Annotated in this window: 20 protein-coding genes; 9 read left to right on the top strand and 11 right to left on the bottom strand. The window is 60.9% G+C overall.

The annotated features are described in order from the left end of the window. The first annotated feature begins 172 nt into the window (after positions 1 to 172). Both KDX39_RS11455 and KDX39_RS11450 read left to right on the top strand, forming a co-directional pair. Positions 173 to 691, top strand: a complete 519-nt coding sequence (locus KDX39_RS11455; protein WP_231660450.1) for a BRO-N domain-containing protein — start codon at positions 173 to 175, stop codon at positions 689 to 691. A gap of 153 nt (positions 692 to 844) precedes the next feature. Next, positions 845 to 2,338: a YifB family Mg chelatase-like AAA ATPase gene (locus KDX39_RS11450; RefSeq protein WP_210073719.1), complete on the top strand. Its 1,494-nt coding sequence runs from the start codon at positions 845 to 847 to the stop codon at positions 2,336 to 2,338. Between the two features lie 187 nt (positions 2,339 to 2,525). On the opposite strand, the gene KDX39_RS11445 is transcribed toward KDX39_RS11450, so the two are convergent. Together KDX39_RS11445 and KDX39_RS11440 are read right to left on the bottom strand one after the other, a co-directional pair. Further along, a complete protein-coding gene (locus KDX39_RS11445) occupies positions 2,526 to 4,502 on the bottom strand; it encodes a methyl-accepting chemotaxis protein (RefSeq protein ID WP_231660449.1) in 1,977 nt (658 codons plus the stop codon). Positions 4,503 to 4,684: 182 nt separating this feature from the next. After that, positions 4,685 to 5,605 (bottom strand): LysR substrate-binding domain-containing protein, encoded by a 921-nt coding sequence (locus KDX39_RS11440; protein WP_231660448.1) that lies wholly within the window; start codon positions 5,603 to 5,605, stop codon positions 4,685 to 4,687. 155 nt (positions 5,606 to 5,760) lie between these two features. Here KDX39_RS11440 and KDX39_RS11435 point away from each other — a divergent pair, with 155 nt between their 5' ends. Beyond that, the gene (locus KDX39_RS11435; protein WP_231660447.1) at positions 5,761 to 7,143 is read left to right on the top strand and encodes a NorM family multidrug efflux MATE transporter; all 1,383 of its coding nucleotides are present in this window, start codon (positions 5,761 to 5,763) and stop codon (positions 7,141 to 7,143) included. Between the two features lie 4 nt (positions 7,144 to 7,147). Here KDX39_RS11435 and KDX39_RS11430 read toward each other — a convergent pair whose 3' ends face one another. Beyond that, positions 7,148 to 8,821, bottom strand: a complete 1,674-nt coding sequence (locus KDX39_RS11430) for a putative bifunctional diguanylate cyclase/phosphodiesterase (protein ID WP_231660446.1) — start codon at positions 8,819 to 8,821, stop codon at positions 7,148 to 7,150. Between the two features lie 205 nt (positions 8,822 to 9,026). Between KDX39_RS11430 and rep the strand changes: the two genes are divergently transcribed. Further along, the gene (gene rep / locus KDX39_RS11425) at positions 9,027 to 11,036 is read left to right on the top strand and encodes a DNA helicase Rep (RefSeq protein WP_004887427.1); all 2,010 of its coding nucleotides are present in this window, start codon (positions 9,027 to 9,029) and stop codon (positions 11,034 to 11,036) included. Between the two features lie 52 nt (positions 11,037 to 11,088). Then, entirely contained in the window at positions 11,089 to 11,658 is a 570-nt protein-coding gene (locus tag KDX39_RS11420; protein WP_004887429.1) for a xanthine phosphoribosyltransferase, read from the top strand. A 6-nt stretch (positions 11,659 to 11,664) separates the two neighbouring features. Here KDX39_RS11420 and KDX39_RS11415 read toward each other — a convergent pair whose 3' ends face one another. Further along, a complete protein-coding gene (locus KDX39_RS11415) occupies positions 11,665 to 12,984 on the bottom strand; it encodes a sigma-54 interaction domain-containing protein (protein ID WP_231660445.1) in 1,320 nt (439 codons plus the stop codon). Between the two features lie 297 nt (positions 12,985 to 13,281). Between KDX39_RS11415 and KDX39_RS11410 the strand changes: the two genes are divergently transcribed. The 3 genes from KDX39_RS11410 to KDX39_RS11400 are packed head-to-tail and all read left to right on the top strand — an operon-like array spanning position 13,282 to position 16,257. Continuing rightward, positions 13,282 to 14,166 (top strand): MBL fold metallo-hydrolase, encoded by an 885-nt coding sequence (locus KDX39_RS11410; RefSeq protein WP_099230846.1) that lies wholly within the window; start codon positions 13,282 to 13,284, stop codon positions 14,164 to 14,166. Between the two features lie 26 nt (positions 14,167 to 14,192). Continuing rightward, the gene (locus KDX39_RS11405) at positions 14,193 to 15,446 is read left to right on the top strand and encodes an NAD(P)/FAD-dependent oxidoreductase (RefSeq protein WP_231660444.1); all 1,254 of its coding nucleotides are present in this window, start codon (positions 14,193 to 14,195) and stop codon (positions 15,444 to 15,446) included. Beyond that, a complete protein-coding gene (locus KDX39_RS11400; RefSeq protein WP_231660443.1) occupies positions 15,439 to 16,257 on the top strand; it encodes a sulfite exporter TauE/SafE family protein in 819 nt (272 codons plus the stop codon). Before KDX39_RS11405 ends, KDX39_RS11400 begins: the two co-directional genes overlap by 8 nt. Before the next feature lie 57 nt (positions 16,258 to 16,314). Here the strand turns inward: KDX39_RS11400 and KDX39_RS11395 are convergent, their stop codons facing one another. The 6 genes from KDX39_RS11395 to dadA all read right to left on the bottom strand — a co-directional run bounded on the left by KDX39_RS11395 (position 16,315) and on the right by dadA (position 22,540). Next, positions 16,315 to 18,240 (bottom strand): acetyl-CoA hydrolase/transferase C-terminal domain-containing protein, encoded by a 1,926-nt coding sequence (locus tag KDX39_RS11395; RefSeq protein WP_231660442.1) that lies wholly within the window; start codon positions 18,238 to 18,240, stop codon positions 16,315 to 16,317. A 236-nt stretch (positions 18,241 to 18,476) separates the two neighbouring features. Next, a complete protein-coding gene (locus KDX39_RS11390) occupies positions 18,477 to 18,899 on the bottom strand; it encodes a c-type cytochrome (protein ID WP_231660441.1) in 423 nt (140 codons plus the stop codon). 184 nt (positions 18,900 to 19,083) lie between these two features. After that, positions 19,084 to 19,632 (bottom strand): cupin domain-containing protein, encoded by a 549-nt coding sequence (locus KDX39_RS11385; RefSeq protein WP_099230856.1) that lies wholly within the window; start codon positions 19,630 to 19,632, stop codon positions 19,084 to 19,086. A 135-nt stretch (positions 19,633 to 19,767) separates the two neighbouring features. Then, on the bottom strand, positions 19,768 to 20,841 hold the full coding sequence (gene alr, locus KDX39_RS11380) for an alanine racemase (protein WP_231660440.1): 1,074 nt from the start codon (positions 20,839 to 20,841) through the stop codon (positions 19,768 to 19,770). Between the two features lie 72 nt (positions 20,842 to 20,913). Beyond that, positions 20,914 to 21,267, bottom strand: coding sequence for a RidA family protein (locus KDX39_RS11375; RefSeq protein WP_004887130.1), 354 nt, complete (start codon positions 21,265 to 21,267; stop codon positions 20,914 to 20,916). Continuing rightward, entirely contained in the window at positions 21,239 to 22,540 is a 1,302-nt protein-coding gene (dadA, locus tag KDX39_RS11370; RefSeq protein ID WP_210041913.1) for a D-amino acid dehydrogenase, read from the bottom strand. The genes KDX39_RS11375 and dadA overlap by 29 nt, the downstream gene beginning before the upstream one ends. Positions 22,541 to 22,697: 157 nt before the next feature. On the opposite strand from dadA, the gene dadR reads away from it, so the two are divergent. Beyond that, a complete protein-coding gene (gene dadR, locus KDX39_RS11365; protein ID WP_004887134.1) occupies positions 22,698 to 23,186 on the top strand; it encodes a transcriptional regulator DadR in 489 nt (162 codons plus the stop codon). Positions 23,187 to 23,195: 9 nt separating this feature from the next. On the opposite strand, the gene KDX39_RS11360 is transcribed toward dadR, so the two are convergent. After that, complete coding sequence (locus KDX39_RS11360) at positions 23,196 to 23,549, bottom strand: YkgJ family cysteine cluster protein (RefSeq protein ID WP_231660534.1); 354 nt, start codon at positions 23,547 to 23,549, stop codon at positions 23,196 to 23,198. Positions 23,550 to 23,574: the final 25 nt, after the last annotated feature.

The following is a 23,574-nucleotide window of genomic DNA, read 5'->3' as shown; positions in this document are numbered from 1 at the left end:
CCGTTGACCATAGAAAGCAGGCATATTTACGCCTGTGTTTTGTTATGGCAGCTGTATGCGGGAGACCTTAGGGTCTGCCGGTGTCTCCTACCGGTTCGCCAACCTGCATGCAGCTGTCACCTTATTCGTTTGGCGACGGGAAGTGGCAGCTCCGAACTAGGAGAAGCTTTCTTTGAATACCAGCACAAATACGCCCCACATCCCCACCCTCTTCACCCGCCACAAAGCCCACCTGCACGCCATTCGCCTGCAAGACCAGACCTGGTTCTGCGCCCGCGATCTGGGCATTCTAATGGGGATGTTTCTCGACGAGTTCCGGGCACGCAAGCTCGCGCCCGATCAGCGCAAGACCTTGTGGCTGGAGCGTTATGGCAAAGCGCAGGAAACGTTGATGGTGAGTGAGTCGGGCGCTTACGCCTTGCTGGTCTACCATCATGCTCCGCATAACGGCCCGTTGCGTGAGTGGCTGGAGCATCACGTTGTGTCGACCTTGCGCGACATGCAGCAGACACGTGAATCGCAGCGTCCTACGCTGGGCTTGCTGCAGTGGCCGGGCATGTCGTTGAGTTTGCTGAACTGGCAGGACGAGTCATGGATTCGCGTGCGGGACATGCCGGAGATTCTGTTGGAGCAATCGCGCCAAGGCGGTGGAAAGACGGCTTCGTGGTGGCGGCGGCTGCGGGCGTTCTGACGCGGTGCTGAGCTCAACAGCAATTACGCACGTTGAGCTCACGCCTTCAGCCTGTCCGTAGCCCTCATTAACACCCTGTATCCATTCCCCACCTGCCCTTCGTCCTCGAATGACGCACGATAACGCCCCGTCGCTCATATCAAGGAATGATCCATGTCGCTGGCCATTGTTCATAGCCGTGCCCAGGTCGGGGTTGAAGCCCCGGCGGTTACTGTCGAAGCGCATCTGGCCAACGGCCTGCCGACCCTGACGCTGGTCGGGTTGCCTGAGGGGGCGGTCAAGGAGAGCAAGGACCGGGTGCGCAGTGCCATTCTCAATTCAGGGCTGGATTTTCCGGCGCGGCGTATCACGCTCAATCTGGCTCCTGCCGATTTGCCCAAGGATGGCGGCCGGTTTGATCTGGCGATCGCGCTGGGTTTGCTGGCAGCCAGTGGGCAGGTGCCGTTGACGGCGTTGCAGGATGTCGAGTGCCTGGGGGAATTGGCGCTGTCGGGTGGTATTCGGCCGATTCAGGGTGTGCTGCCCGCAGCGTTGGCGGCGCGTGCGGCGGAGCGGACGTTGATCGTGCCAGCCGTTAATGCCGAGGAGGCGTGCCTGGCGTCGGGCTTGCGGGTGATCGCGGTGAATCATCTGCTGGAGCTGGTGGCGCATTTCAACGGGCGCACGCCGATTACGCCCTATCAATCCAGTGGCTTGCTGCATCAGTCCAAGCCCTACCCGGACCTCAGCGAAGTGCAGGGACAGACGGCTGCAAAACGTGCGTTGGTGGTCGCTGCGGCAGGCGCGCACAACCTGCTTTTCAGCGGCCCGCCCGGCACAGGTAAAACGCTGCTGGCCAGCCGACTGCCCGGTTTGTTGCCGCCGCTGGATGAGTACGAAGCGCTGGAAGTGGCGGCGATTCAATCGGTCGCCAGCCAGGTCCCGCTGACCAGCTGGCCGCAGCGACCTTTCAGGCAACCGCACCACTCCGCATCCGGGCCGGCGCTGGTCGGTGGTGGCAGTCGTCCGCAACCGGGCGAAATTACGTTGGCGCATCATGGCGTTCTGTTTCTGGATGAGTTGCCGGAGTTCGACCGGCGCGTGCTGGAGGTGTTGCGCGAGCCGCTGGAGTCCGGCCATATCGTGATTTCCCGCGCGCGGGATCGGGTGCGCTTTCCGGCACGTTTTCAGTTGGTCGCGGCGATGAATCCATGCCCATGCGGTTATCTGGGTGAACCGACAGGCCGTTGCCGTTGCTCCACCGAGCAGGTGCAGCGCTACCGCAACAAACTGTCCGGCCCGCTGCTGGATCGTATCGACCTGCACTTGACCGTTGCGCGTGAAACCACCTCGCTCAATCCCGGCCCGCAGACTGGCGACACGACTGCCAGTGCAGCCGCCATCGTTGCGCAGGCCCGCGACCGACAGAATCGGCGCCAAGGCTGCGCCAATGCTTTCCTCGACCTTCCGGCCCTGCGCCAGCATTGCGCGCTGTCGAGTGCTGATGAGAACTGGCTGGAAACGGCATGCGAACGCTTGACGCTATCACTGCGTTCGGCGCATCGGCTGCTGAAAGTGGCGCGGACCCTGGCGGATCTGGAGCAGGTGGAGGCGATCAATCGCGGTCATCTGGCGGAGGCGTTGCAGTATCGACCTGCGAGTGGGTGAGAGGGCATGCACCGGTACAACTGGATCCGACTGCACCCATCTAATGGTGGGCTGCCACTGGCTCAGGCCGAGAAAAACTTAACGTCGTGTCCGGGATCAGTTGACCACTACACTCTTTCAAACCCGAAAAGACCATGCCGGTAAACAGCACCGGCATGATCGCATCAGGATTGACGCAAGCTACCTCTCACCGAAACCGATCAACCTCTTTGCGCAACTCACCTGCCAGCGAATTCAGCTCTTCGGCGGTGATGGCCAGATTGGAAACCACTTCGCGCTGTTCACTGTTGGCCATGGCGATGCTTTGCAGGTTGCTGCTCAGCATAGTGGCGGTGCTGCTCTGCTCTTGAGTTGCGGTGGTGATCGCGGCGAACTGATGACCGGCGGAGCGGCTTTGTTCGTCGATCTGGGCCAGTGCCGAAGCGACCTTGGCGTTGAGCGAAAGGCCTTCCTGCATCAGCGCATTGCCTTGTTGCATGGTGTTGATGGCGTTGCCGGTTTCCTGCTGGATGCTGGCGATCATGCCGGAGATTTCGTCGGTGGCCTTGCGAGTGCGCGAGGCCAGGCTGCGGACTTCATCGGCAACCACGGCAAAACCGCGCCCCTGCTCACCGGCACGAGCGGCTTCAATGGCGGCGTTGAGAGCCAGCAGGTTGGTCTGGTCGGCAATCGAGGTGATCACGCCGACGATGCTGCCGATTTCCTGAGAGCGCTGGCCCAGGGTGTCGATCACGGTCGCGGTACTGCTCAGCGAGGTGGCGATCTGTTGCAGCGACGAGGAGGCTTCTTCCATGGAGGTGCGACCAATACGCGTCTGTTGCGCGTTGTCCTGTGCCAGCCGTTCGGTGTTGCTCATGTTGTCGGCGATGTTCATCGATGTTGCGCTGAACTCTTCAACCGCGCCCGCCATGCTGGTGATTTCGCCGGACTGCTGCTCCATGCCTTCGTAAGCGCCGCCGGACAGGCCGGACAAGGCGTGAGCACGGGTGCTGACTTCCTGCGCGGCGGTGCGGATGTGCGACACCATCGAAGAAAGCGCTTCACTCATCTTGTTGAAGCTGCCCGACAACTGACCGATTTCGTCGTTGCTGGTGATATTCAGGCGCACGCTCAGATTGCCCGCACCCAACTCATCGGCCTGGCGAACCAGCTCGGAAAGTGGACGCAGTTTGCTGCGCAGCAGCCAGATGGCGCTGATGACGGCAATGAGCATCGCCAGCAGGCTGCCGATGGCCAGTTGCGTGCCGACGTCCCAGGTCACAGCGCTGATTTCATCGCCGGGCATGCTGGCAATGACGGTCCATGGGCCGCCTGCGAATGGCTGGCCGACGCTGTAGAAGTCCTGTTTGCCGTCATTCCAGAACTGGGCCTTGCCCGGTTTGCTGGCCAGATCGGCGACGGCTTTGGCAGCGCTTTCAGGCGACTGGATGCCAGCAGGCGGGACGAGCCAGGTACCTTTGTCGTCCAGCAGTGCCAGTGAACCGGTGGCGCCGATGCGGAAGTTTTTCAGGTCGTCGAACTGGGTTTTCTGGGCATCGGTGTAATCGAAGCCTACGAACAACGCTGCGATGATCTTGCCACTGCTGTCGCGAACCGGGCTGTACTGGGTCATGTAATAACGATCGAACAACACCGCCTTGCCCACGTAGCCCTGACCGGCCATCAGGCGATCATAGGCAGGCGCCTTGCGGTCCAGCAGCGTACCAATGGCGCGCGTGCCGTCCTGCTTGCTCAGCGAGGTGCTGATGCGAATGAAGTCATCGCCGCTGCGCACGAAAATCGTTGCCACACCGGCTGTCAGCCGACGGAACTCGTCCACTTCGGTGAAGTCATTATTCAGCGCCGTGTCACGCAGGAACAGGCCGGGCGTTTGAGTGCCTGCCACGGTCACCGGTTTGTCGGCCTGCAGGGTCAGGCCGACCGCAAAGCGCTTCTCGAACAACCCGCTCAGGCGCTGAGTGCTGTCACGCAAAGTGCTGTGGAAGGTGTTGAGCTGATCGGCGAGCAGGCGTGCCTCACTGGACATGTGCTCCTCACGGATGACCAGGTTGGATGCATCCAGGGATCTCAACGCAAAAAGCGTACTGCCACTGATGACGACTGCCAGGATCACTGCCAGGGCGATACCGAGCTGCGTAGCAATCCGGGTGCGGGGCTTGGACATAAAGGCTCCAGACCGAATGATTATCGCCAGATCCTTGGCTCTATCGTTCAGCAAACGTTAGTTAGATGTTGTACCGTTTTGAATAAGCGGTTCTTAGGCAATGCTTCGGCCAGCAAGAACGATACTTGAGTGTCTTGCGCAGGCATTAGTAAAGATGGCATTTTTGCATTACGCGAGGCGCGTTAGTGCAAAATTTCAACTAAGGGCAATTCCATTGCCTTGACTTCTGCCTGCAAAAAGTCGCTCAGACGCCTCAAGCGTTCTACTCCGGGCCTTGTACGCGGCCAGACCAGATAATAATTTTCGCCACTGGCCACCGCAGTTCGCCACGGCAGGCTGAGTCTGGCCTGCGCAACGTCTTCCGCGACCATCAACAAATCGCCCATCGACACGCCATAACCGCGTGCTGCTGCAATCATCCCCAACTCAAGCGTATCGAACACCTGACCGCCCTTGAGCGACACCTTGTCTGCCAATCCCATTCGGTTAAGCCAGGTGCGCCAGTCACGCCGATCCGGCGTCGGGTGCAGCAGTTCGGCCTTGGCCAGCCGCTCGACATTCCACGGCGGATCCTGCAACAAAGTCGGCGCGCCGACCGGTATCAGCCATTCCGGGAACAGCAGAGTGGCTTCCCAGTCTGCTGGAAAATGACCATGACTGAGCAGGATCGCGCAGTCGAACGGTTCCTGCGCGAAATCCACCGCGTCGATGTCCATCCAGGCGCTGGTCAACTGCACTTCATTCCCGACCTGAAGATGACGAAAACGACTGAGCCGCGCCAGCAGCCAGCGCATGGTCAGGGTCGACGGTGCCTTCATGCGCAGGATTCCCTCTTCCGCCTGCAAGGTACTGCAGGCCCGTTCAAGGGCCAGGAAGCCGTCCCGCACACCCGGCAACAATGCACGCGCCGATTCGGTCAGTTGCAGGTTGCGCCCGTTGCGCTGAAACAATCGGCAGGCAAAGTGCTCCTCCAGCGTGCGGATGTGCCGACTGACCGCACTCTGGGTAATGGACAGCTCTTCAGCTGCGCGAGTGAACGAGGTATGCCGGGCCGCTGCTTCGAATGCACGCAACGCATAAAGAGGAGGGAGACGACGAGACATGCGGGCTTTCCAGATAGGCCGGACAACCACTTTACTGTAAATGTTATTCGCATGAGTTTTAATCATGCTGAGCATCGGATTTATCGCTTTGTGCTTTTTACCTCGAATGCTGACAATAAGCCGCTCATCAGTCCTTTCGCCGTCGAGCATCGTCCATGCAACAGCCTGCCCTCAAAGAACTCTGGATCATCCTGCGCTTGGCCGGGCCGCTGATCGCTTCGCAGATGGCGCACATGCTGATGGTGTTCACCGATACGGTGATGATGGGCAAGATCGGCCCTGAAGCCTTGGCGGGCGGTGGTCTCGGCGCGGCCACTTACAACTTCATCTCGTTTTTCTGCGTGGGCGTGATGGCTGCTGTCGGCACGCTGGTTTCCATTCGCCACGGCGCAGGCGACACCGAAGGCGCGGCCCGGTTGACGCAAGCCGGGCTCTGGCTGGCCTGGGGCATGGCTCTGGTCGCGGCGCTGATTCTGTGGAATCTGGAACCCATCCTGCTGCAGTTCGGCCAGGCCGAAGCCAACGTGCACATGGCCGCTCAATTTTTGATCACCCTGCCGCTGGCCCTGCCCGGACTGCTCAGTTTCATGGCCCTGCGCGGCTTCACCAGCGCGCTGGGACGAGCGCGTCCGGTGATGACCATCAGCCTGATCGGGGCTGTCGCCAATTACGCGCTCAACTACGTGCTGATCCATCAATGGTTCGGCCTGCCCAACCTGGGCCTGATGGGCATCGGTTTGGTCACGGCCATCGTGACCAACTGCATGGCGCTTGCACTGGCGTTGCACATTGGTCGGCACCCGGCCTATGCGGCGTATCCGATTCGCAAAGGCCTGTCGAAGCTGTCACGCAGCCATCTGGCCGAACTGTGGCGTCTGGGTCTGCCAATCGGCGGAACCTATGCGGTCGAAGTCGGGCTGTTCACTTTTGCGGCGTTCTGCATGGGCGCGATGGGCAGCACCCAGATGGCGGCGCACCAGATTGCGCTGCAGACAGTGTCCATGGCCTTTATGGTGCCGGTCGGCATTTCCTACGCCGTGACCATGCGCATCGGCCAGCATTACGGCGCGGGCAACATGCTCATGGCCCGCACCGCAGGACGTCTCGGAATTGGTTTCGGCGGCACGGTGATGCTGTTGTTCGGCCTGTTGTTCTGGCTGGCGCCGCATCAGATCATCGGATTGTTTCTGGACATCAACGACCCGGCGTTCGCCGACATTGTGGTCATGGCCGTGCATTTGCTGGCCATCGCGGCCTGGTTCGAGTTTTTCGACGGTACGCAGACCATTGCGATGGGTGCGATTCGTGGACTCAAGGATGCGCGCACGACCTTTCTGGTCGGCCTGCTCTGCTATTGGCTGATCGCGGCACCTGCGGCGTGGCTGCTGGGTTTTTCCGCCGACGGCGGAGCTCCGGGCGTGTGGTGGGGTCTGGCGCTGGGCCTGCTCTGCTCGGCGGTCGCGCTCACCGGGGCGTTCGAATGGAAAACCGCAAGGCTGCTGCGCAAACACCCGGTCGGCGAGACCGTGATGGGCTGACGCGTCAGGAAGACGCCGGCTGGCGGGACGCTTCGCAGCGACTCGCGTCCGATTTCAGCCATTCCACCAGTTGTGGCATCGGCAATGGTCTGCTGATCAGGTATCCCTGCAACTGATCACAGGCAAAACCGCGCAACAGCGCCAGTTGGCCCGGCGTTTCGACGCCTTCGGCAACCACCTCCAGACTCAGGTTGTGCGCCAGATTGATCATCGCGTGCACCAGCTTGCGGTTTTCCTCACGGGTTTCCATTTCACCCACAAAGCTCTTGTCGATCTTCAGCAGCGTGATCGGCAGGCTGTTGAGGTGCATGAAAGACGAGTAACCGGTACCGAAGTCATCCAGCGAGAAACGCACGCCAAGACGTCCGAGGGCGTCCATGGTCTGCCGGACCTGATCGCTGCGGCGCATGACGGCGGTTTCGGTCAGTTCGAATTCCAGCCAGTGAGCGTCGATGTTGTGCTGAGCGATCAGCCGGCTCAGGGTTGCCAGTAACTGGCTGTCCTGAAACTGCCGAAACGAAAGGTTGATCGCCATGTGCAGTGGCGCGAAACCCTGTTCGCGGAGCACTTGCATGTCGCTCAGGGCGCGGAAGATAACCCAGTAACCCAGCGGCACGATCAGTCCGCTTTGCTCGGCCAGCGGTACGAACTCGTCGGGAGACAGCAGCCCCCGCTCGGGATGCCGCCAGCGCACCAGCGCTTCCAGGCCGACAATCCGGCCAGTACCCAGACACAGCCGGGGCTGGTAATGCAGCTCCAGCTCGTCGCGGCGCAGACCACGGCGTAACTCACCTTCCAGGTCCGTCAGGCTGCGGGCGTTGCGATTGATGCTGTCGTCGAACACGTGAAACGTGCAGCCATTGAGGCTCTTGGCCTGGCGCATGGCGATGTGCGCGTGCCACATCAGCGAGTCGGCGCCCGCTTCGGCCTGCGAATGAGCGATGCCAAGACTGCAGCCCAGCAGCAGACTTTCACCGCCGATCCAGTAGGGCTCGGCCAACGCATCGGTAATGCGCTCGGCCACTTGCGTCGCCCGTCTGGCGTCTTGATGGGTGTCGATCAGCAGAGCGAATTCGTCGCCTCCCAGCCGAGCGACCTGGTCACCGGCCTGCAGCTGGTTCTTCACCCGCGCCACGACCTGCAGAATCAGCCGGTCGCCAGCCTGATAACCCAAGGCGTCATTGGCGCGGCGAAAGTCGTCCAGATCCAGATGGCCGAGCGCCAGCTGGCTGCCACCGGCAAGACGCGCGGCCAGCATCGCCTGAAACCCCTGCCGGTTGGCAATCCCGGTCAGCGTGTCCTGTCCGGCCAGACGCTGCAGGTTTTCTTCAAGACGGCTACGCTCACGAACGTGCCGAAGGCAGCGACGAAGGGTATCGTCCGTCAGCGCATCGCGTACCAGCCAGTCATTGACGCCGGTCGGGTCGACCACAGGCGCTTCGTCGAGCAGCACCACCATTGGCAAGGTGCAACTGCCGGTGGGCGGCTGCAGACCGGGGGTGGTGAACAGCACCGTATTGCGCTCGTTGCCGTACCGGGCACTGAACGCCTGCCAGTCGCAAGCGTGCAATAACGTGACGGCATTGCCCGGGTCGGTCAGACAACCGCTCAACAGCGTCTGCCAGGATGGCTCTTGCGTCAGCAAAAGCAACCGCAGGGGTTCGACAGGCGTAGGCAATCTAACTTCCTAAGTTCAAAGGAAAAAACGATGATCACGCTCCCTCGGGAACGCGACGAATACACTTCTCTTCGCGCTGCGGCGCAAATGTAACAAAAAAGCAGAAATTAGATAGCCGTTACGACCTTTCTACGATGACCGCCGCATGAAACCTGCGGGCCTGCTAAAATGCCCGACCTTTTCGAAAGCGACCTCTCAGACCGTCATGTCCCGACTCAATCCCCGGCAACAGGAAGCGGTGAACTACGTCGGCGGCCCTCTTTTGGTGCTCGCCGGTGCAGGCTCCGGCAAAACCAGCGTGATCACGCGCAAGATCGCGCACCTGATCCAGAACTGCGGCATCAAGGCCCAGTACATCGTCGCCATGACCTTTACCAACAAGGCCGCACGCGAGATGAAGGAGCGGGTCGGCACGCTGCTCAGGGCGGGTGAAGGACGCGGCCTGACCGTCTCGACGTTCCACAACCTGGGCCTCAATGTCATCCGCAAGGAGCACACGCGGCTGGGTTACAAGCCGGGCTTCTCGATCTTTGACGAGACCGACGTCAAGGCGTTGATGACCGACATCATGCAGAAAGAGTATTCGGGCGACGACGGCGTCGACGAAATCAAGAACATGATCGGCGCCTGGAAAAACGACTTGATCCTGCCCGCCGAAGCGCTGGAAAACTCGCGCAACCCCAAGGAGCAGACCGCCGCCATTGTCTACACCCACTATCAGCGCACGCTCAAGGCGTACAACGCGGTGGACTTCGACGACCTGATCCTGCTGCCGGTGAAGCTGTTCCAGGAACACGCCGACATTCTGGAAAAGTGGCAGAACAAGGTCCGCTACCTGCTGGTGGACGAATATCAGGACACTAACGCCAGCCAGTACCTGCTGGTCAAGCTGCTGATCGGCACGCGGCATCAGTTCACTGTGGTGGGCGACGATGACCAGTCGATCTATGCCTGGCGCGGCGCACGGCCGGAAAACCTGATGCTGCTCAAGGACGATTACCCGTCGTTGAAAGTGGTGATGCTGGAGCAGAACTACCGCTCCACCAGCCGTATCCTGCGCTGCGCCAACGTACTGATTTCCAACAACCCGCACGAATTCGAGAAACAGCTCTGGTCCGAGATGGGCCACGGCGACGAGATCCGGGTTATCCGCTGCCGCAACGAAGACGCCGAGGCCGAGCGCGTCGCCGTGGAAATTCTCACCCTGCATCTGCGCACCGACCGGCCTTACAGCGACTTTGCGATCCTGTACCGCGGTAACTACCAGGCCAAGTTGATCGAGCTGAAACTTCAGCACCATCAGATTCCGTATCGCCTGTCAGGTGGCAACAGCTTCTTCGGCCGTCAGGAAGTGAAAGACCTGATGGCCTATTTCCGCCTGCTTGTGAACCCGGACGATGACAACGCCTTTTTGCGGGTCATCAACGTGCCGCGTCGGGAAATCGGCTCGACCACGCTGGAAAAACTCGGCAACTACGCCACCGAGCGCAAGATTTCGATGTACGCCGCCACCGACGAAATTGGTCTGGGCGAGCATCTGGACAGCCGTTTCACCGACCGCCTGCAACGCTTCAAGCGCTGGATGGATGGCGTGCGCCAGCAATGTGCGCAGAACGACCCTATCGCCGCGCTACGCAGCATGGTGATGGACATCGATTACGAAAACTGGCTGCGTCAGAACAGCTCCAGCGAGAAAGCCGCCGATTACCGCATGAGTAACGTCTGGTTTCTGATCGAAGCGTTGAAGAACACGCTGGAGAAGGACGAAGAAGGCGGCATGACCATCGAGGAAGCCATCGGCAAGCTGGTCCTGCGCGACATGCTCGAACGTCAGCAGGAAGAGGAAGACGGTGCCGAAGGTGTGCAGATGATGACCTTGCACGCGTCCAAGGGACTTGAGTTTCCCTATGTGTTCATCATGGGCATGGAAGAAGAAATTCTGCCTCACCGTTCCAGCATCGAAGCCGACACCATCGAAGAAGAGCGTCGCCTGGCCTACGTGGGCATCACCCGCGCGCGCCAGACCCTGGCCTTCACCTTCGCCGCCAAGCGCAAGCAGTACGGCGAGATCATCGACTGCGCACCCAGCCGTTTTCTCGATGAATTACCGCCTGACGACCTGGCCTGGGAAGGTAACGACGACACCCCGACTGAGGTCAAGGCGGTACGCGGCAACACGGCTCTGGCGGATATCCGCGCCATGCTGAAACGCTGACCGGCACAAGAATCGATCATTTATTGCGCAATGGCGCGCCCAAGGAACCGAAGTGGAAGCACTGCACAAGAAGATTCGCGAAGAAGGCATCGTACTGTCCGACCAGGTCCTGAAGGTCGATGCGTTCCTCAACCATCAGATCGACCCTGCGTTGATGAAGGCCATTGGCGATGAGTTCGCCCGGCTGTTCGCAGACTCGGGCGTCACCAAGATCGTCACCATCGAAGCGTCGGGCATCGCGCCAGCGGTCATGGCGGGCCTGAACATGGGTGTGCCCGTGATCTTCGCGCGCAAGCATCAGTCGCTGACCCTGACTGAAAACCTGCTGTCGGCCACGGTGTACTCGTTCACCAAACAGGTCGAAAGCACTGTCGCGATCTCGCCGCGTCACTTGAGCAGCGACGACCATGTGCTCATCATTGATGACTTTCTGGCCAACGGCAAAGCCTCGCAGGCGCTGATTTCAATCATCAAGCAGGCAGGCGCCACCGTTGCCGGACTGGGCATCGTGATCGAGAAGTCCTTTCAGGGCGGCCGCGCCGAGCTGGACGCGCAGGGTTATCGCGTCGAGTCGCTGGCGCGGGTCGAATCGCTGGCTGACGGTGTCGTTACCTTCAAATAACAGGGTTCAGTTCAGCACGCCGAGCGCGCGCAACCGTCGATACAGGGTGCGCTCGCTCAACCCCAGCTCTTTTGCCAGCTCGCTGCGTGAGCCCTGAAATACACTGAGGGCGTGCGCAAGCTTTTCCAGCCCGTCGTCCTGACGGCGATGCAGAACACGAACCGCGTCGCTGTGCCCACGGACTTCGTCGGGCAGGTCCTGCACGCGAATCACCCCGTCGTCGGTGAACAACCGGGCGCGCTCGAGAATATTGCGCAGCTCGCGGATATTGCCAGGGTAGCTGTAAAGCCGCAGCCGCTTCATGGCTTCGGGATCGATACGCGGCACCGCCCCTTGCGAGCCGCGCTGCAACAGGCTGTCGATCAGCAGCGCCAAATCATCGGTACGCTCGCGCAGAGCGGGCAGGCGGATCGGGAAAGCACTGATGCGATAGAACAGGTCCTGCCTGAAAGTACCCTCAGCCACCATGTCCTTGAGCGGTTTGTGGGTTGCGGTCACCAGCCGGAAGTCCGAATGCACCGTTCTCAGACTACCTACCGGCCGGAAGCTGCCTGACTCGATCAGCCTCAGCAGCTTGACTTGCATGGCCAATGGCACCTCACCGATCTCGTCGAGAAACAATGTGCCGCCGTGGGCCGCTTCGGCCAGGCCGGTCTTGCGTTGCAGGGCTCCGGTGAACGCGCCCTTTTCATAGCCGAACAGCTCGCTCTCCAGCAGCGTTTCGGTCAGCCCGGTGCAGTCCACGACCACCAGCGGTCCGGCGGAGCGCGAGCTGCTGGCGTGCAGAGCGCGAGCGAACAGCTCCTTGCCAGTGCCGGACTCACCCTGCAGCAATACCGGAATCTGCGCGGGCGCGGCGCGTTGCAGTGCCGCCAGAACCTCCTTGAACGCGGCGCAACGACCGACCAGCCCGTGCCGCTGGGGTTGAACCGACGCCACGGCTACCGAACTCAGTCGCTCTACATAGGCAATCACCTCGCCCTGATCGCCCAGGATCGGACGCAACTCGACATCCACATGCTCCGGGCCACGCGGGGTGTGATGAATATGCAGAAGGCGCTCCGGCAGCCTGGTTTCATGCGCCTTGCGCATGGGGCAGTGCTCCCCGGCCTGATCGCAGGGCACCGCGTATTGATGCGACACCCGATAGCACTTTTCGCCCACATGCGGCACGCCCTCGACCCCGAATTGACGCTGGTAGGCGGTGTTGGCTGCGATGATGTTGTAGTCGGTGTCGAGCACGATGGTAGGACGCGCATCGTGTTCAAGGTAGGACACCAGTGACCGCATGCGGCTGCCAGGTGAGTCAGTGGCGATGAGGGACATGAGGTTTCCGATTCTGGACGCAGGTGAGCGTGCTGAAGCTTATCCCATCAGGCTGCCAGATGCTGCCAATCACTGCCACTTCACTGCCACTTCACTGCCACTTCACTGCCAGAAAGTGGCAGTGACGTCGACGCCAGCCCCATACAACTCTCTGCCTCAATCGGATGAAAGCACCTCAAATAAAGGATCCAAGACTGCTCGCTGCGGTTGGCATGCTACTTGTAATAGCTAACGAAACTGCCAACCGCCTTGCCTGCCACTGCGGGTACGCGCGATTTACAGTCAGGAGATTTGAAGATGATCATCGGTGAAACGCTCTATGTCGAAGCGCTGTTCGACAGCCAGACCTGTACCGTCAGTTATCTGGTGATGGACCTGCCTGGCAAACAGTGCGCAATCATCGACAGCGTGCTCGATTACGATCCCAAATCCGGACGTACTCACACCGCCTCTGCTGACCGGATGATCGGCCGCGTACGGGCCTTGCAGGCCTCGGTGCAGTGGATTCTGGAAACTCATGTGCACGCCGATCACATGTCCGCGGCGGCCTACCTGAAGGAACACCTGACCGGGCAGATCGCAATCGGTCGGCACATTACCCAGGTTCAGGAAACCTTCGGCGCGCTGTTCAACGCCCCGGCCGACTTTGCCCGCAATGGCAGCCAGTTCGACGTCCTGCTGGACGATGGCGCGACATTCTCCATTGGTTCGCTGCAAGCCCGCGCGCTGCACACACCGGGTCACACCCCGGCGTGCATGAGCTACCTGGTCGAGATCGGCGGTCAGACGGTAGCCTTCGTCGGCGATACGCTGTTCATGCCCGACTACGGCACCGCCCGCTGCGACTTCCCCGGAGCCAGTGCACGCACGCTGTACCGCTCGATCCGCAGGCTTCTGGACCTGCCGCCGCAGACCCTGCTGTTCATGTGCCACGACTACCTGCCGGGAGGCCGGGAACTCAAGTACATGACCACCGTGGCCGAACAACGCGCCAGCAACATTCATGTACGTGACGGCATCGATGAGGACGCCTTCGTCAGCATGCGCGAAGCCCGTGATGCAACGCTGGAAATGCCAGTCCTCATGCTGCCCTCGGTGCAGGTCAACATGCGCTGCGGTCACCTTCCCGAACCTGAAGACAATGGCGTGCGCTACCTGAAAATCCCGCTCAACTCCCTCTGAACCCAGCCAGCTTCCGGACTTCTGTAATGACTGCCTCAAACGTTTCCTGCCAGATCCTGATCGTCGGGGCCGGCGCTGCCGGTATCTCGACGGCAGCGAGCCTGCTCGCCCGCGACAAGACATTGAACATCACGCTCGTCGACCCGGCCGACACGCACTATTACCAGCCTGGCTGGACCCTGGTCGGCGCAGGCATCTTCTCGCCCGAAGCCACCGCCCGCAGCATGGCGTCGCTGATGCCCGATGGCGTGCAATGGATCAAGGCCGCTGTGGCGAGTTTCGAACCGCAGCTCAACAGCCTGACGCTGCAGGACGGCCGTACGCTCGGTTATCAGCAATTGGTGGTCTGCCCTGGGCTCAAGCTGGACTGGGCCGCCATCGACGGGCTGGTCGCAACGCTGGGCAGCAACGGTGTGACCTCCAACTACCGTTACGATCTGGCGCCCTACACCTGGAAGCTGGTTCAGAACCTGAAGCAAGGCCGCGCACTGTTCACCCAGCCACCGATGCCTATCAAATGTGCGGGTGCGCCGCAAAAAGCCATGTACCTGTCCTGCGATCACTGGCGCAAGGCGGGTCGTCAGGAGCAGATAAAGACACAGCTCTTCAACGCAGGCGCCGCGCTGTTTGGTGTGGCGGACTACATTCCAGCCCTCATGAAGTATGTCGATCGCTATGCCATCGACCTCCAGTTCAGCCACAGGCTGGTCGCGGTCGATGGCCCCGGCAAACGCGCAACCTTTGTCCGTACCGGGCCTGACGGGGTCAGTGAACGCGTCGAGCAGGGCTTCGAGATGCTGCACGTCGTGCCGCCACAGACCGCTCCGGATTTCATTCGCACCAGCCCGTTGGCGGATGCAGCAGGTTGGGTGGACGTGGATCCGGCCACGCTTCGCCATAAGCAGTTCGCAAATGTGCACGGCCTGGGTGATGCCACTAACACCAGCAACGCCAAGACCGCAGCGGCGGCCCGAAAGCAGGCGCCCGTGGTTGCCCATAACGTGCTGGTGGCGATGGGGCGCCTGGCGGACCCGGTTGTCTACGACGGTTATGGCTCATGCCCGCTGACGGTCGAGAAAGGCAGGATCGTGCTCGCCGAATTCCTGTATGGCGGGAAAGTCGCGCCGAGTTTTCCGCAATGGCTGCTCAACGGACGCCAGCCCAGCCGTCTGGCCTGGTGGATGAAGGAGCGCGTGCTGCCACCGCTGTATTGGCACGGCATGCTCAAGGGTCGCGAGTGGCTGGCGAAACCGAAAAAGGCCGCTGCCGAACATGGATGAACATCAGCTATTGGGCACGGCGCTCGGCGCGATCATCGGTGCAGTACTGGCGCTGACTGGCGCGGGCGGCGGTATTCTCGCCGTGCCGTTGCTGGTGTTCGGGCTGGGGCTGTCAATTGTCGAGGCGGCACCGGTCGGTTTACTGGCCGTGGGCATGGCGGCCGGTGTGGGGGCAGTGTTGGGTTTGCGTCAGGGCATCGTGCGTTATCGCGCTGCGGCTTATATCGCGGGGATCGGCGTCGTGCTGGCACCGCTGGGGTTGTGGCTGGCCCATCGTCTGCCCAATGCACCGCTGGCGCTGATTTTTTCGGCCGTATTGCTGTATGCCTGCACGCGCATGCTGCTCAGGGCCCAACGCGAACTGCGCGACGGTAAACCCGCCCTGCGTGCCGACGTGCTGCCCTGTGTACTCAATCCACTGCAAGGACGATTGCGCTGGACCATGCCATGCCTGCGGGCGTTGACGCTGACCGGCATCGGCTCGGGGCTGCTGTCCGGCCTGCTCGGCGTGGGCGGCGGTTTCGTGATTGTGCCTGCACTGACGCGCTATACCGATCTGGATATGAAAAGTGTCATGGCCACATCGCTGGCGGTGATTGCTCTGGTATCGACCGGCAGCGTCGTTACGGCCTCGCTGAGCGGGGTGATGCACTGGGACGTCGGACTGCCGTTTGCACTGGGCGCGATGATCGGCCTGCTGGCGGGCAGGCAGATCTCACACTACCTGGCAGGCCCCAGGTTGCAGCAATTGTTTGCTGCCAGCGGGATCATTGCGGCAGGCATGCTGGCGGTCTCAGCGCTGCGCGGCTGATGATCGTGCGCGTCGCTCTGCGTGGGTGGCGTTACCACGCCGGAGTGGGAACGACGATCATGAGGTGGCCGTATTCTGCAATCCGGCCAGCAGGAGCCTTTGATACAGCTCTTCGCGCAATCCCTGCGGCTGATCAAGCTGCATGCGTTGCAGATGTTCCCTATAGGCATCCGGCTCCGGCGCATCGAGGGTGGCTTTGCCCAGCTCCAGAATCTCGGTGATCTTGAATTTGCCCTTGAGCCAGTTCAGCGCTCTCAGCAGGTCGCGCTCCTGTGCGGTGAAGTCGGAGCCCAGCGGGTATTCGGTGAACAGCGCCGGATAGCGTGAAGCAATGTCCTGCAGACGCTCAGGCGTATTCTGTGTGAAGCGCGGATCCAGGCTGAAGTTCTTCGGCAGCTTTCCGGCCTTTTGCGCCTGCTCTATCAGGCCGCTCTGGAAGCGCGAGTCGCTGATGTTCAACAGACGTTCGATAACGGTCGCATCGGTCTGGCCACGCAAATCGGCGATGCCATATTCGGTCACGACGATGTCACGCAGGTGTCGGGGAATGGTCGTGTGGCCGTATACCCAGACGATATTGGACGTGGTCTCGCCGCCCGACTCCCGCCAGCTGCGCAGCATCAGGATCGAACGGGCGTCCTCCAGAGCGTGGGCCTGGGCCACAAAGTTGTACTGCCCGCCTACACCACTGATGACACGTCCATCTTCCAGCTGATCGGCCACTGCAGCGCCCATCAGCGTGACGGTGAAGGCACTGTTGATGAACCGCGCATCACGACGCTGCAAGCGCTTGAGTTCTTCGTGGCCGTACAGTTCGTTGATGTAGCTGATGGCGGTCATGTTGAATTGCGCCAGGCGCTCGGCGGGCAACTCGCGCAGTCGCTCGTAGAAGCTGGTCGGGCCGAGGAAAAATCCACCGTGCACCACCACGCCATCGGGATGAGCGTTTTCATCCAGCGTGCCCATGTTGGCCAGCCGCTGCAGCTCGGCGTCAGGGTACACCTTACGCCGAATGATCCCGGCATCGGCCAGCACCAGCAGACCGTTGACGAACATTTCGCTGCAACCGTACAGACCGCTGGCAAAGGGTTGCATCCCGCCTTCACGGTCAATCAGGGTCTGCCAGTTGCTCATGTTCAACTCGGCCAGCAAGGCGCGCCAGGTTTCGTTATCCGCCTGACGGGCCAGCAATGCGCCGGTCAACGCATCGCCCATCGAGCCGATGCCGATCTGCAGCGTGCCGCCGTCACGCACGAGGGTACTGGCATGCAGGCCGATCAAATGATCCTGATAGCCCACCGGCATGTTCGGCGTGGAGAACAACGTGCTGTGTTCTTCTTCATCCAGCAGCAGGTCGAACGCCACGCTATCCAGTTCCGAATCGCCGGGCATGTAGGGCAAGTCCCTGTGTACCTGTCCAAGTATCAGAATGGTTTCGCCGGCAGCACGGCGCTTGGCGATCATCGGCAGCAGGTCGAGGGTTACGTCCGGGTTGCAACTGAGGCTCAGCTTGCCGGGCCGTTGATCGTCACGCGCCACCAGTTGCGCGATGAGGTTCAGACCACAGGCATTGATGTCGCGGGCGGCGTGGCTGTAATTGCTGCTGACATAGTCCTGCTGGGCGGACTCGCTGTTGAGCAGGCTGCCTGGCTGCATGAAGAACTGCTGAACACGGATGTTGCCCGGCAGGTTGTCGCGGCGCAGTGCAGCCAGAAAATCGAGTTCGGGATAATCACCGAAAGTGCGCTCCAGAAACGGCTCGAGAAAGCGCGCCTGCAAACCTTCACCGGGTGTCGGCCGGCCCAGGCTCAACGCGGTGTAGATCGTCAGCCGCCGCTCGGGCAATTCACTGATCCGTTGATACAGCGCGTTGACGAAACGATTGGGCTTGCCCAGCCCAAGCGGCATGCCGAGGTGAATGTGCTCGGGCAACTGCGAAAGAACGTGATCAACGGCTTGCTCGATGGAACAGGACTGCGGCATCCCAGCTCTCCTGATTTGTTATTGGTTGCAGCTTGGACAGGTGCGGGCGGGAAAGTGCTGCGTGGCGTGTGATGTGATCGTTTCTTACTCTGCGCCCGCTCCAGAACCAGAACCAGAACCAGAACCAGAACCACAATGGCTGACTGAATAGACACCCTGTGGGAGGCGGCATCTACTGCGAAACCTGTGTTAACCGACGAGCCCGGAACATCGGCTCGATCAGCAGCCAAAAATAATTACTTCAGCCCCGACATTTTCTGAATGGCAGCCTTGAGGTCTGCATCAGAACAATCACCACACGTGCCCTTGGGCGGCATGGCGTTGATGCCGGTGATGGCCTTGGCCAGCAGGCCGTCCAGGCCACCTTCTTTCCCGGCTCGCTCGGTCCAGGCGGCGGTGTCGCCCATTTTCGGCGCATTGGGCATGACGCCGCTGTGGCAGACGGTGCAGTGTTTGGCGATCACATCGTCCGCTGATCTGGGACCGCCCGCGCTGGCAGAACCTGCGACCTGCACTCCGGGACACTCCTTGCCCTGAATACAGACCTGCCCGACCGGCTCGAGTCGCCTGGCGATCTCTTCATTGCTCGCCGCCTGCGCGTTGAGTGCCCAGAACGCCAGCGCCGCAGCGACGGCCAGAAGCTTGTTTGTCAGGTTCACGCGAACGCCCTCGAGGAGACTGGGTCACACCTGCGGGAACAGGCTGGCAGGCTGAAAAAGTATAGCGGCCAGCTGACGGGGCTGAAATGCGCACGCAGTCGGAAAGGTGCCTTCGGCGACGAACATGATCCACCGCCAGAACGCCGCAAAGCGCCTGAAACAGGCATCTGCGGATCAACGGTGGTCAGAAGTTGGCAGGGGTGGCTGCGCTGATCAGTCGCGCCGGGGCGTCGAACGGATTGCGAAAACGGTGCGGACGGGTGCTTTCAAAGTAATAGCTGTCGCCGACTTCAAGGACGTAAGTGTCCAGCCCGACCACCAGTTCCAGTCGTCCTTCGACGACGATCCCGGTTTCTTCACCCTCATGAACCAGCATTTCCTCGCCCGTGTCGGCACCCGGCGGATAGGTCTCCGTGAGAAAGGCGATGGCGCGGCCCTGGTGCGATTTGCCGACCAGTTTCATGGTCACGGCACCGTCCGAGATATCGATCAATTCGCTGGCTTTGTAAACCACCTGAGTCGGGTTCTCGGCTTCGATCTCTTCGGAGAAGAATTCGACCATCGACATGGGAATACCGCCCAGCACCTTGCGCAGGGAACTGATCGACGGGCTGACGCTGTTTTTCTCGATCATGGAAATGGTGCTGTTGGTCACGCCTGCACGCTTGGCGAGTTCACGCTGGGACAGGCCCTTGAGCTTGCGGATCGATTGCAGTCGTTCACCCACGTCCAATGCGGTATTCCCCCGGATTCAGTCAGGTCAAGTTGTTATGAACGCCATGATGGCACAGCGTTCGATATTTACAACACTCGACCGGCGACCGGAACTTTGGTGTTATCGGCGATGGGCAGACGTCAAGACAACGTCTCAGCTTTCGGAATAGACCCGTGGCACTCGGCGCAGATTGCAGAATATCTGATAGGGAATGGTGCCCGCGTGTGCGGCTACATCACTGGCCAGCACGTTCTTGCCCCAGAGTTCGACGCGGCTGCCCAGACCTGCCTGAGGCAGACCCGTCAGGTCGACGCCGAGCATGTCCATGGACACCCGGCCTACGAGTCTTGAGGGCTGACCCTCGATGAATACCGGTGTTCCGGTCGGCGCCTGACGCGGGTAACCGTCGGCGTAACCCATGGCCACGACGCCGATGCGTGAAGGACGATCCGTCACGAAGGTGGCGCCATAACCCACAGGCTCACCTGCGGCCAGTTCGCGAACACTGATGATCTTCGACTCCAGGGTCATGACCGGCTGCAGGCGATCCGCCAGCGGCTGCGACTCACCAAACGGCGTGGCGCCATAGAGCATGATGCCGGGCCGTACCCAGTCGCTGTGAATCGTCGGCCAGCCCAGCACGGCGGGCGAATTTTTCAGACTGGTCTCGGCAGCGAGACCCTGACGGGCCGCATCGAACACCGCGACCTGATCATCGCTGGTCGAACAGTTCAATTCGTCCGCACGCGAAAAGTGGCTCATCAGCACAATCCTGGCCACCTTGCCGGTTGCCAGCAGACGTTGATATGCGCTGCGGTACTCCGACGGATCCAGGCCTACCCGATGCATGCCGGTGTCCAGCTTGAGCCAAACCGTGACGGGCCTGGCAAGACGTGCCTGCTCGATCGCTTCCAGTTGCCATATCGAATGGACGACCGTCCACAAGTCATGCAGGGCGATCAGCGCCAGCTCGTCGGCCTCGAAAAAGCCTTCAAGTAACAGAATAGGCGCGGTGATACCGGCGGCACGCAGCTCCAGCGCCTCTTCGATGCAGGCCACTGCAAACCCGTCCGCCATCGCCTCCAGCGCCTGCGCGACACGCACGGCCCCATGGCCATAGGCGTCGGCCTTGATCACGGCGAGCGCTTTCGCACCGGCGCTTTCGCGGGCCAACTGGTAGTTGTGACGAAGGGCTTGAAGATCGACGAGGGCGCGGGCTGGACGCATGAGAAAGGTATTGCCTGAAGAGGTTGTAAAAAAGCCCGACGCCGAGGGTGCGTCGCCGGGCCGGGAAACACGTTACGGCAGTGCAGCGACCACCGACAGCTCGACCAGAATTTCCGGTTCGCACAGCTTGGCTTCGACAGTAGCGCGAGCCGGGGCGACGCCTTTTGGCAGCCATTTGTCCCACACGCTGTTCATGCCTGCGAAGTCGGCATCGATGTCTTTCAGGTAAATCGTCACGGACAGGATACGGGTCTTGTCGGTACCTGCCAGATCGAGCAGACGCTCGATGCTGTCCAGCGTTTCCTGGGTCTGTTTCTCGACACCGGCGGTCATGTCATCGCCCACCTGGCCCGACAAATAGACGGTGCCGTTGTGGACGACGATCTGACTCATGCGCTCATTGGTGAGCTGGCGCTGGATTGACATGCTTTGCGTTCTCCTGGGTACTGCCATAGCGAGAGATATCAAGGCCTTCGGCACTGATCTGGGGTGTCTTGCGAGCCATGAGGTCGGCGAGCAAACGGCCGGAACCGCACGCCATCGTCCAGCCCAACGTGCCGTGACCGGTGTTGAGGAACAGGTTGCGGAACGGCGTGGCACCCACGATCGGCGTGCCATCCGGCGTGGTGGGACGCAGCCCGGTCCAGAAACTGGCCTGGGTCAGGTCGCCGCCGTGAGGATAGAGGTCACCGACGATCATCTCCAGTGTTTCGCGTCGACGCGGATTGAGCGACAGGTCAAAACCGGCGATTTCGGCCATGCCGCCGACGCGGATGCGGTTGTCGAAACGAGTGATCGCGACCTTGTAGGTCTCGTCAAGAATGGTCGAGGTCGGTGCCATGGCCGGATCGGTGATCGGGATGGTCAGCGAATAGCCTTTCAGCGGATAGACCGGGGCTTTGATGCCCAGCGGCTTGAGCAGCTTCGGCGAGTAGCTGCCCAGCGCCAGCACGTAACGGTCAGCGGTTTCCAGCTTGCCGTCGATCCACACGCCGTTGATGCGGTCACCGGCAAAATCCAGACGCTCGATGCTTTGCCCGTAACGGAACTCGACGCCCAGTTTCTCGGCCATTTCGGCCAGACGCGTGGTGAACAGCTGGCAGTCGCCGGTCTGGTCGTTGGGCAGGCGCAGCGCACCGCTCAAGATCCCGGTCACGCCCGCCAGAGCGGGTTCGACGCGGGCGATGCCCTCGCGGTCGAGCAACTCGTAAGGCACGCCGGACTGCTCGAGCACGGCGATATCCTTGGCGGCGTTATCCAGCTGCGCCTGGGTGCGGAACAACTGAGTGGTGCCCAGGCTGCGGCCCTCGTAAGCGATGCCGGTCTCCAGACGCAGCTCGTCGAGACAGTCGCGGCTGTACTCGGACAGCCGCACCATGCGCTCCTTGTTCACGGCGTAACGGCTGGCCGTGCAGTTGCGCAGCATCTGCGCCATCCACAGGTATTGATCGATATCGGCCGTGGCCTTGATTGCCAGCGGTGCGTGGCGTTGCAGCAGCCACTTGATCGCCTTGAGCGGCACACCCGGCGCAGCCCAAGGCGAGGCATAGCCCGGCGAGACCTGACCGGCGTTGGCAAAGCTGGTTTCCATGGCTGCAGCAGGCTGACGGTCGACCACCGTGACCTGAAAGCCGGACCGCGCCAGATAGTAGGCACTGGTTATACCGATCACACCACTACCAAGGACCAGAACGCGCATATCGATGACCTCATCGCGGATATCCGCTGACGTTTTGAAGTTTTAAGCAAGGATGTGGCCAGTATATTGAGCATCGAGCAGTGCTTTTAACTGTATAAATGCCTATATTCGGTGTTAATACACGGCAAAGATCGCTTTCGTAGAGGGGATATCAACCTTGCGCACCCAACACCAGTCAAAACGTGAGCTGGACAAGATCGATCGCAATATCCTGCGAATCCTGCAGGCGGACGGACGCATCTCGTTCACCGAGCTGGGCGAGCGGGTCGGCCTGTCGACGACACCCTGCACCGAGCGGGTCCGCAGGCTGGAGCGCGAAGGCATCATCATGGGCTACAACGCCCGGCTGAACCCGCAAAGCCTCAAGGCCAGCCTGCTGGTGTTTGTGGAGATCAGCCTGGATTACAAGTCCGGAGACACGTTTGAGGAGTTCCGCCGCGCGGTGCTGAAATTGCCGCATGTGCTGGAGTGTCACCTGGTGTCAGGCGACTTCGACTATCTGGTGAAAGCGCGTATTTCCGAGATGGCGTCTTACCGCAAACTGCTGGGCGACATCCTGCTCAAGCTGCCGCATGTACGCGAGTCCAAGAGCTACATCGTGATGGAAGAAGTAAAAGAGAGCCTGAACCTGCCGATTGCCGACTGAAGCGACCCGCTACACCAGCACCTGTCGGGTGGAAGCAATGTAGGCGTGGACCTGTTTTTCGACCCGTGGATGGATCAGCTCGACCGGACGGCGGCCGTTGGGGCAGGGCAGGGTTTCAGTGGTACCGAACAGGCGGCAGATCAGCGGACGTTCGTCGTACACCGTACAGCCCTTAGGCCCCAGGTGCACACAGTTCAGCTCGTTCAATGCCGCTTCCTGCTCGGCTGCAGACTTGCGTGGCAGACGCGCCATTTCTTCGGACGAGGTGGTGACCGGACCGCAGCAGTCATGACAGCCGGGCACGCACTCGAACGAGGGAATCTGGCGACGCAGCTCGCGGACTTTCTGAAGGTTGCAGCTCATTAAAACGATCACCCGGACACAATGC

The sequence above is a fragment of the Pseudomonas sp. CDFA 610 genome (assembly GCF_021147865.1).
Lineage (GTDB): Bacteria > Pseudomonadota > Gammaproteobacteria > Pseudomonadales > Pseudomonadaceae > Aquipseudomonas > Aquipseudomonas alliivorans.
The sequence above is the reverse complement of the archived record's forward strand: the minus strand, read 5'-3'. Positions and strand labels throughout refer to the sequence as shown.

What these genes read in the sequence shown, in the direction of transcription:
- KDX39_RS11450 (WP_210073719.1), top strand. Translation starts at nt 845, where the DNA reads ATGTCGCTGGCCATTGTTCATAGCCGTGCCCAGGTCGGGGTTGAAGCC.
- KDX39_RS11445 (WP_231660449.1), bottom strand. Translation starts at nt 4,502, where the DNA reads ATGTCCAAGCCCCGCACCCGGATTGCTACGCAGCTCGGTATCGCCCTG.
- KDX39_RS11440 (WP_231660448.1), bottom strand. Translation starts at nt 5,605, where the DNA reads ATGTCTCGTCGTCTCCCTCCTCTTTATGCGTTGCGTGCATTCGAAGCA.
- KDX39_RS11435 (WP_231660447.1), top strand. Translation starts at nt 5,761, where the DNA reads ATGCAACAGCCTGCCCTCAAAGAACTCTGGATCATCCTGCGCTTGGCC.
- rep (WP_004887427.1), top strand. Translation starts at nt 9,027, where the DNA reads ATGTCCCGACTCAATCCCCGGCAACAGGAAGCGGTGAACTACGTCGGC.
- KDX39_RS11415 (WP_231660445.1), bottom strand. Translation starts at nt 12,984, where the DNA reads ATGTCCCTCATCGCCACTGACTCACCTGGCAGCCGCATGCGGTCACTG.
- KDX39_RS11410 (WP_099230846.1), top strand. Translation starts at nt 13,282, where the DNA reads ATGATCATCGGTGAAACGCTCTATGTCGAAGCGCTGTTCGACAGCCAG.
- KDX39_RS11405 (WP_231660444.1), top strand. Translation starts at nt 14,193, where the DNA reads ATGACTGCCTCAAACGTTTCCTGCCAGATCCTGATCGTCGGGGCCGGC.
- KDX39_RS11400 (WP_231660443.1), top strand. Translation starts at nt 15,439, where the DNA reads ATGGATGAACATCAGCTATTGGGCACGGCGCTCGGCGCGATCATCGGT.
- KDX39_RS11395 (WP_231660442.1), bottom strand. Translation starts at nt 18,240, where the DNA reads ATGCCGCAGTCCTGTTCCATCGAGCAAGCCGTTGATCACGTTCTTTCG.
- alr (WP_231660440.1), bottom strand. Translation starts at nt 20,841, where the DNA reads ATGCGTCCAGCCCGCGCCCTCGTCGATCTTCAAGCCCTTCGTCACAAC.
- KDX39_RS11375 (WP_004887130.1), bottom strand. Translation starts at nt 21,267, where the DNA reads ATGTCAATCCAGCGCCAGCTCACCAATGAGCGCATGAGTCAGATCGTC.
- dadA (WP_210041913.1), bottom strand. Translation starts at nt 22,540, where the DNA reads ATGCGCGTTCTGGTCCTTGGTAGTGGTGTGATCGGTATAACCAGTGCC.
- KDX39_RS11360 (WP_231660534.1), bottom strand. Translation starts at nt 23,549, where the DNA reads ATGAGCTGCAACCTTCAGAAAGTCCGCGAGCTGCGTCGCCAGATTCCC.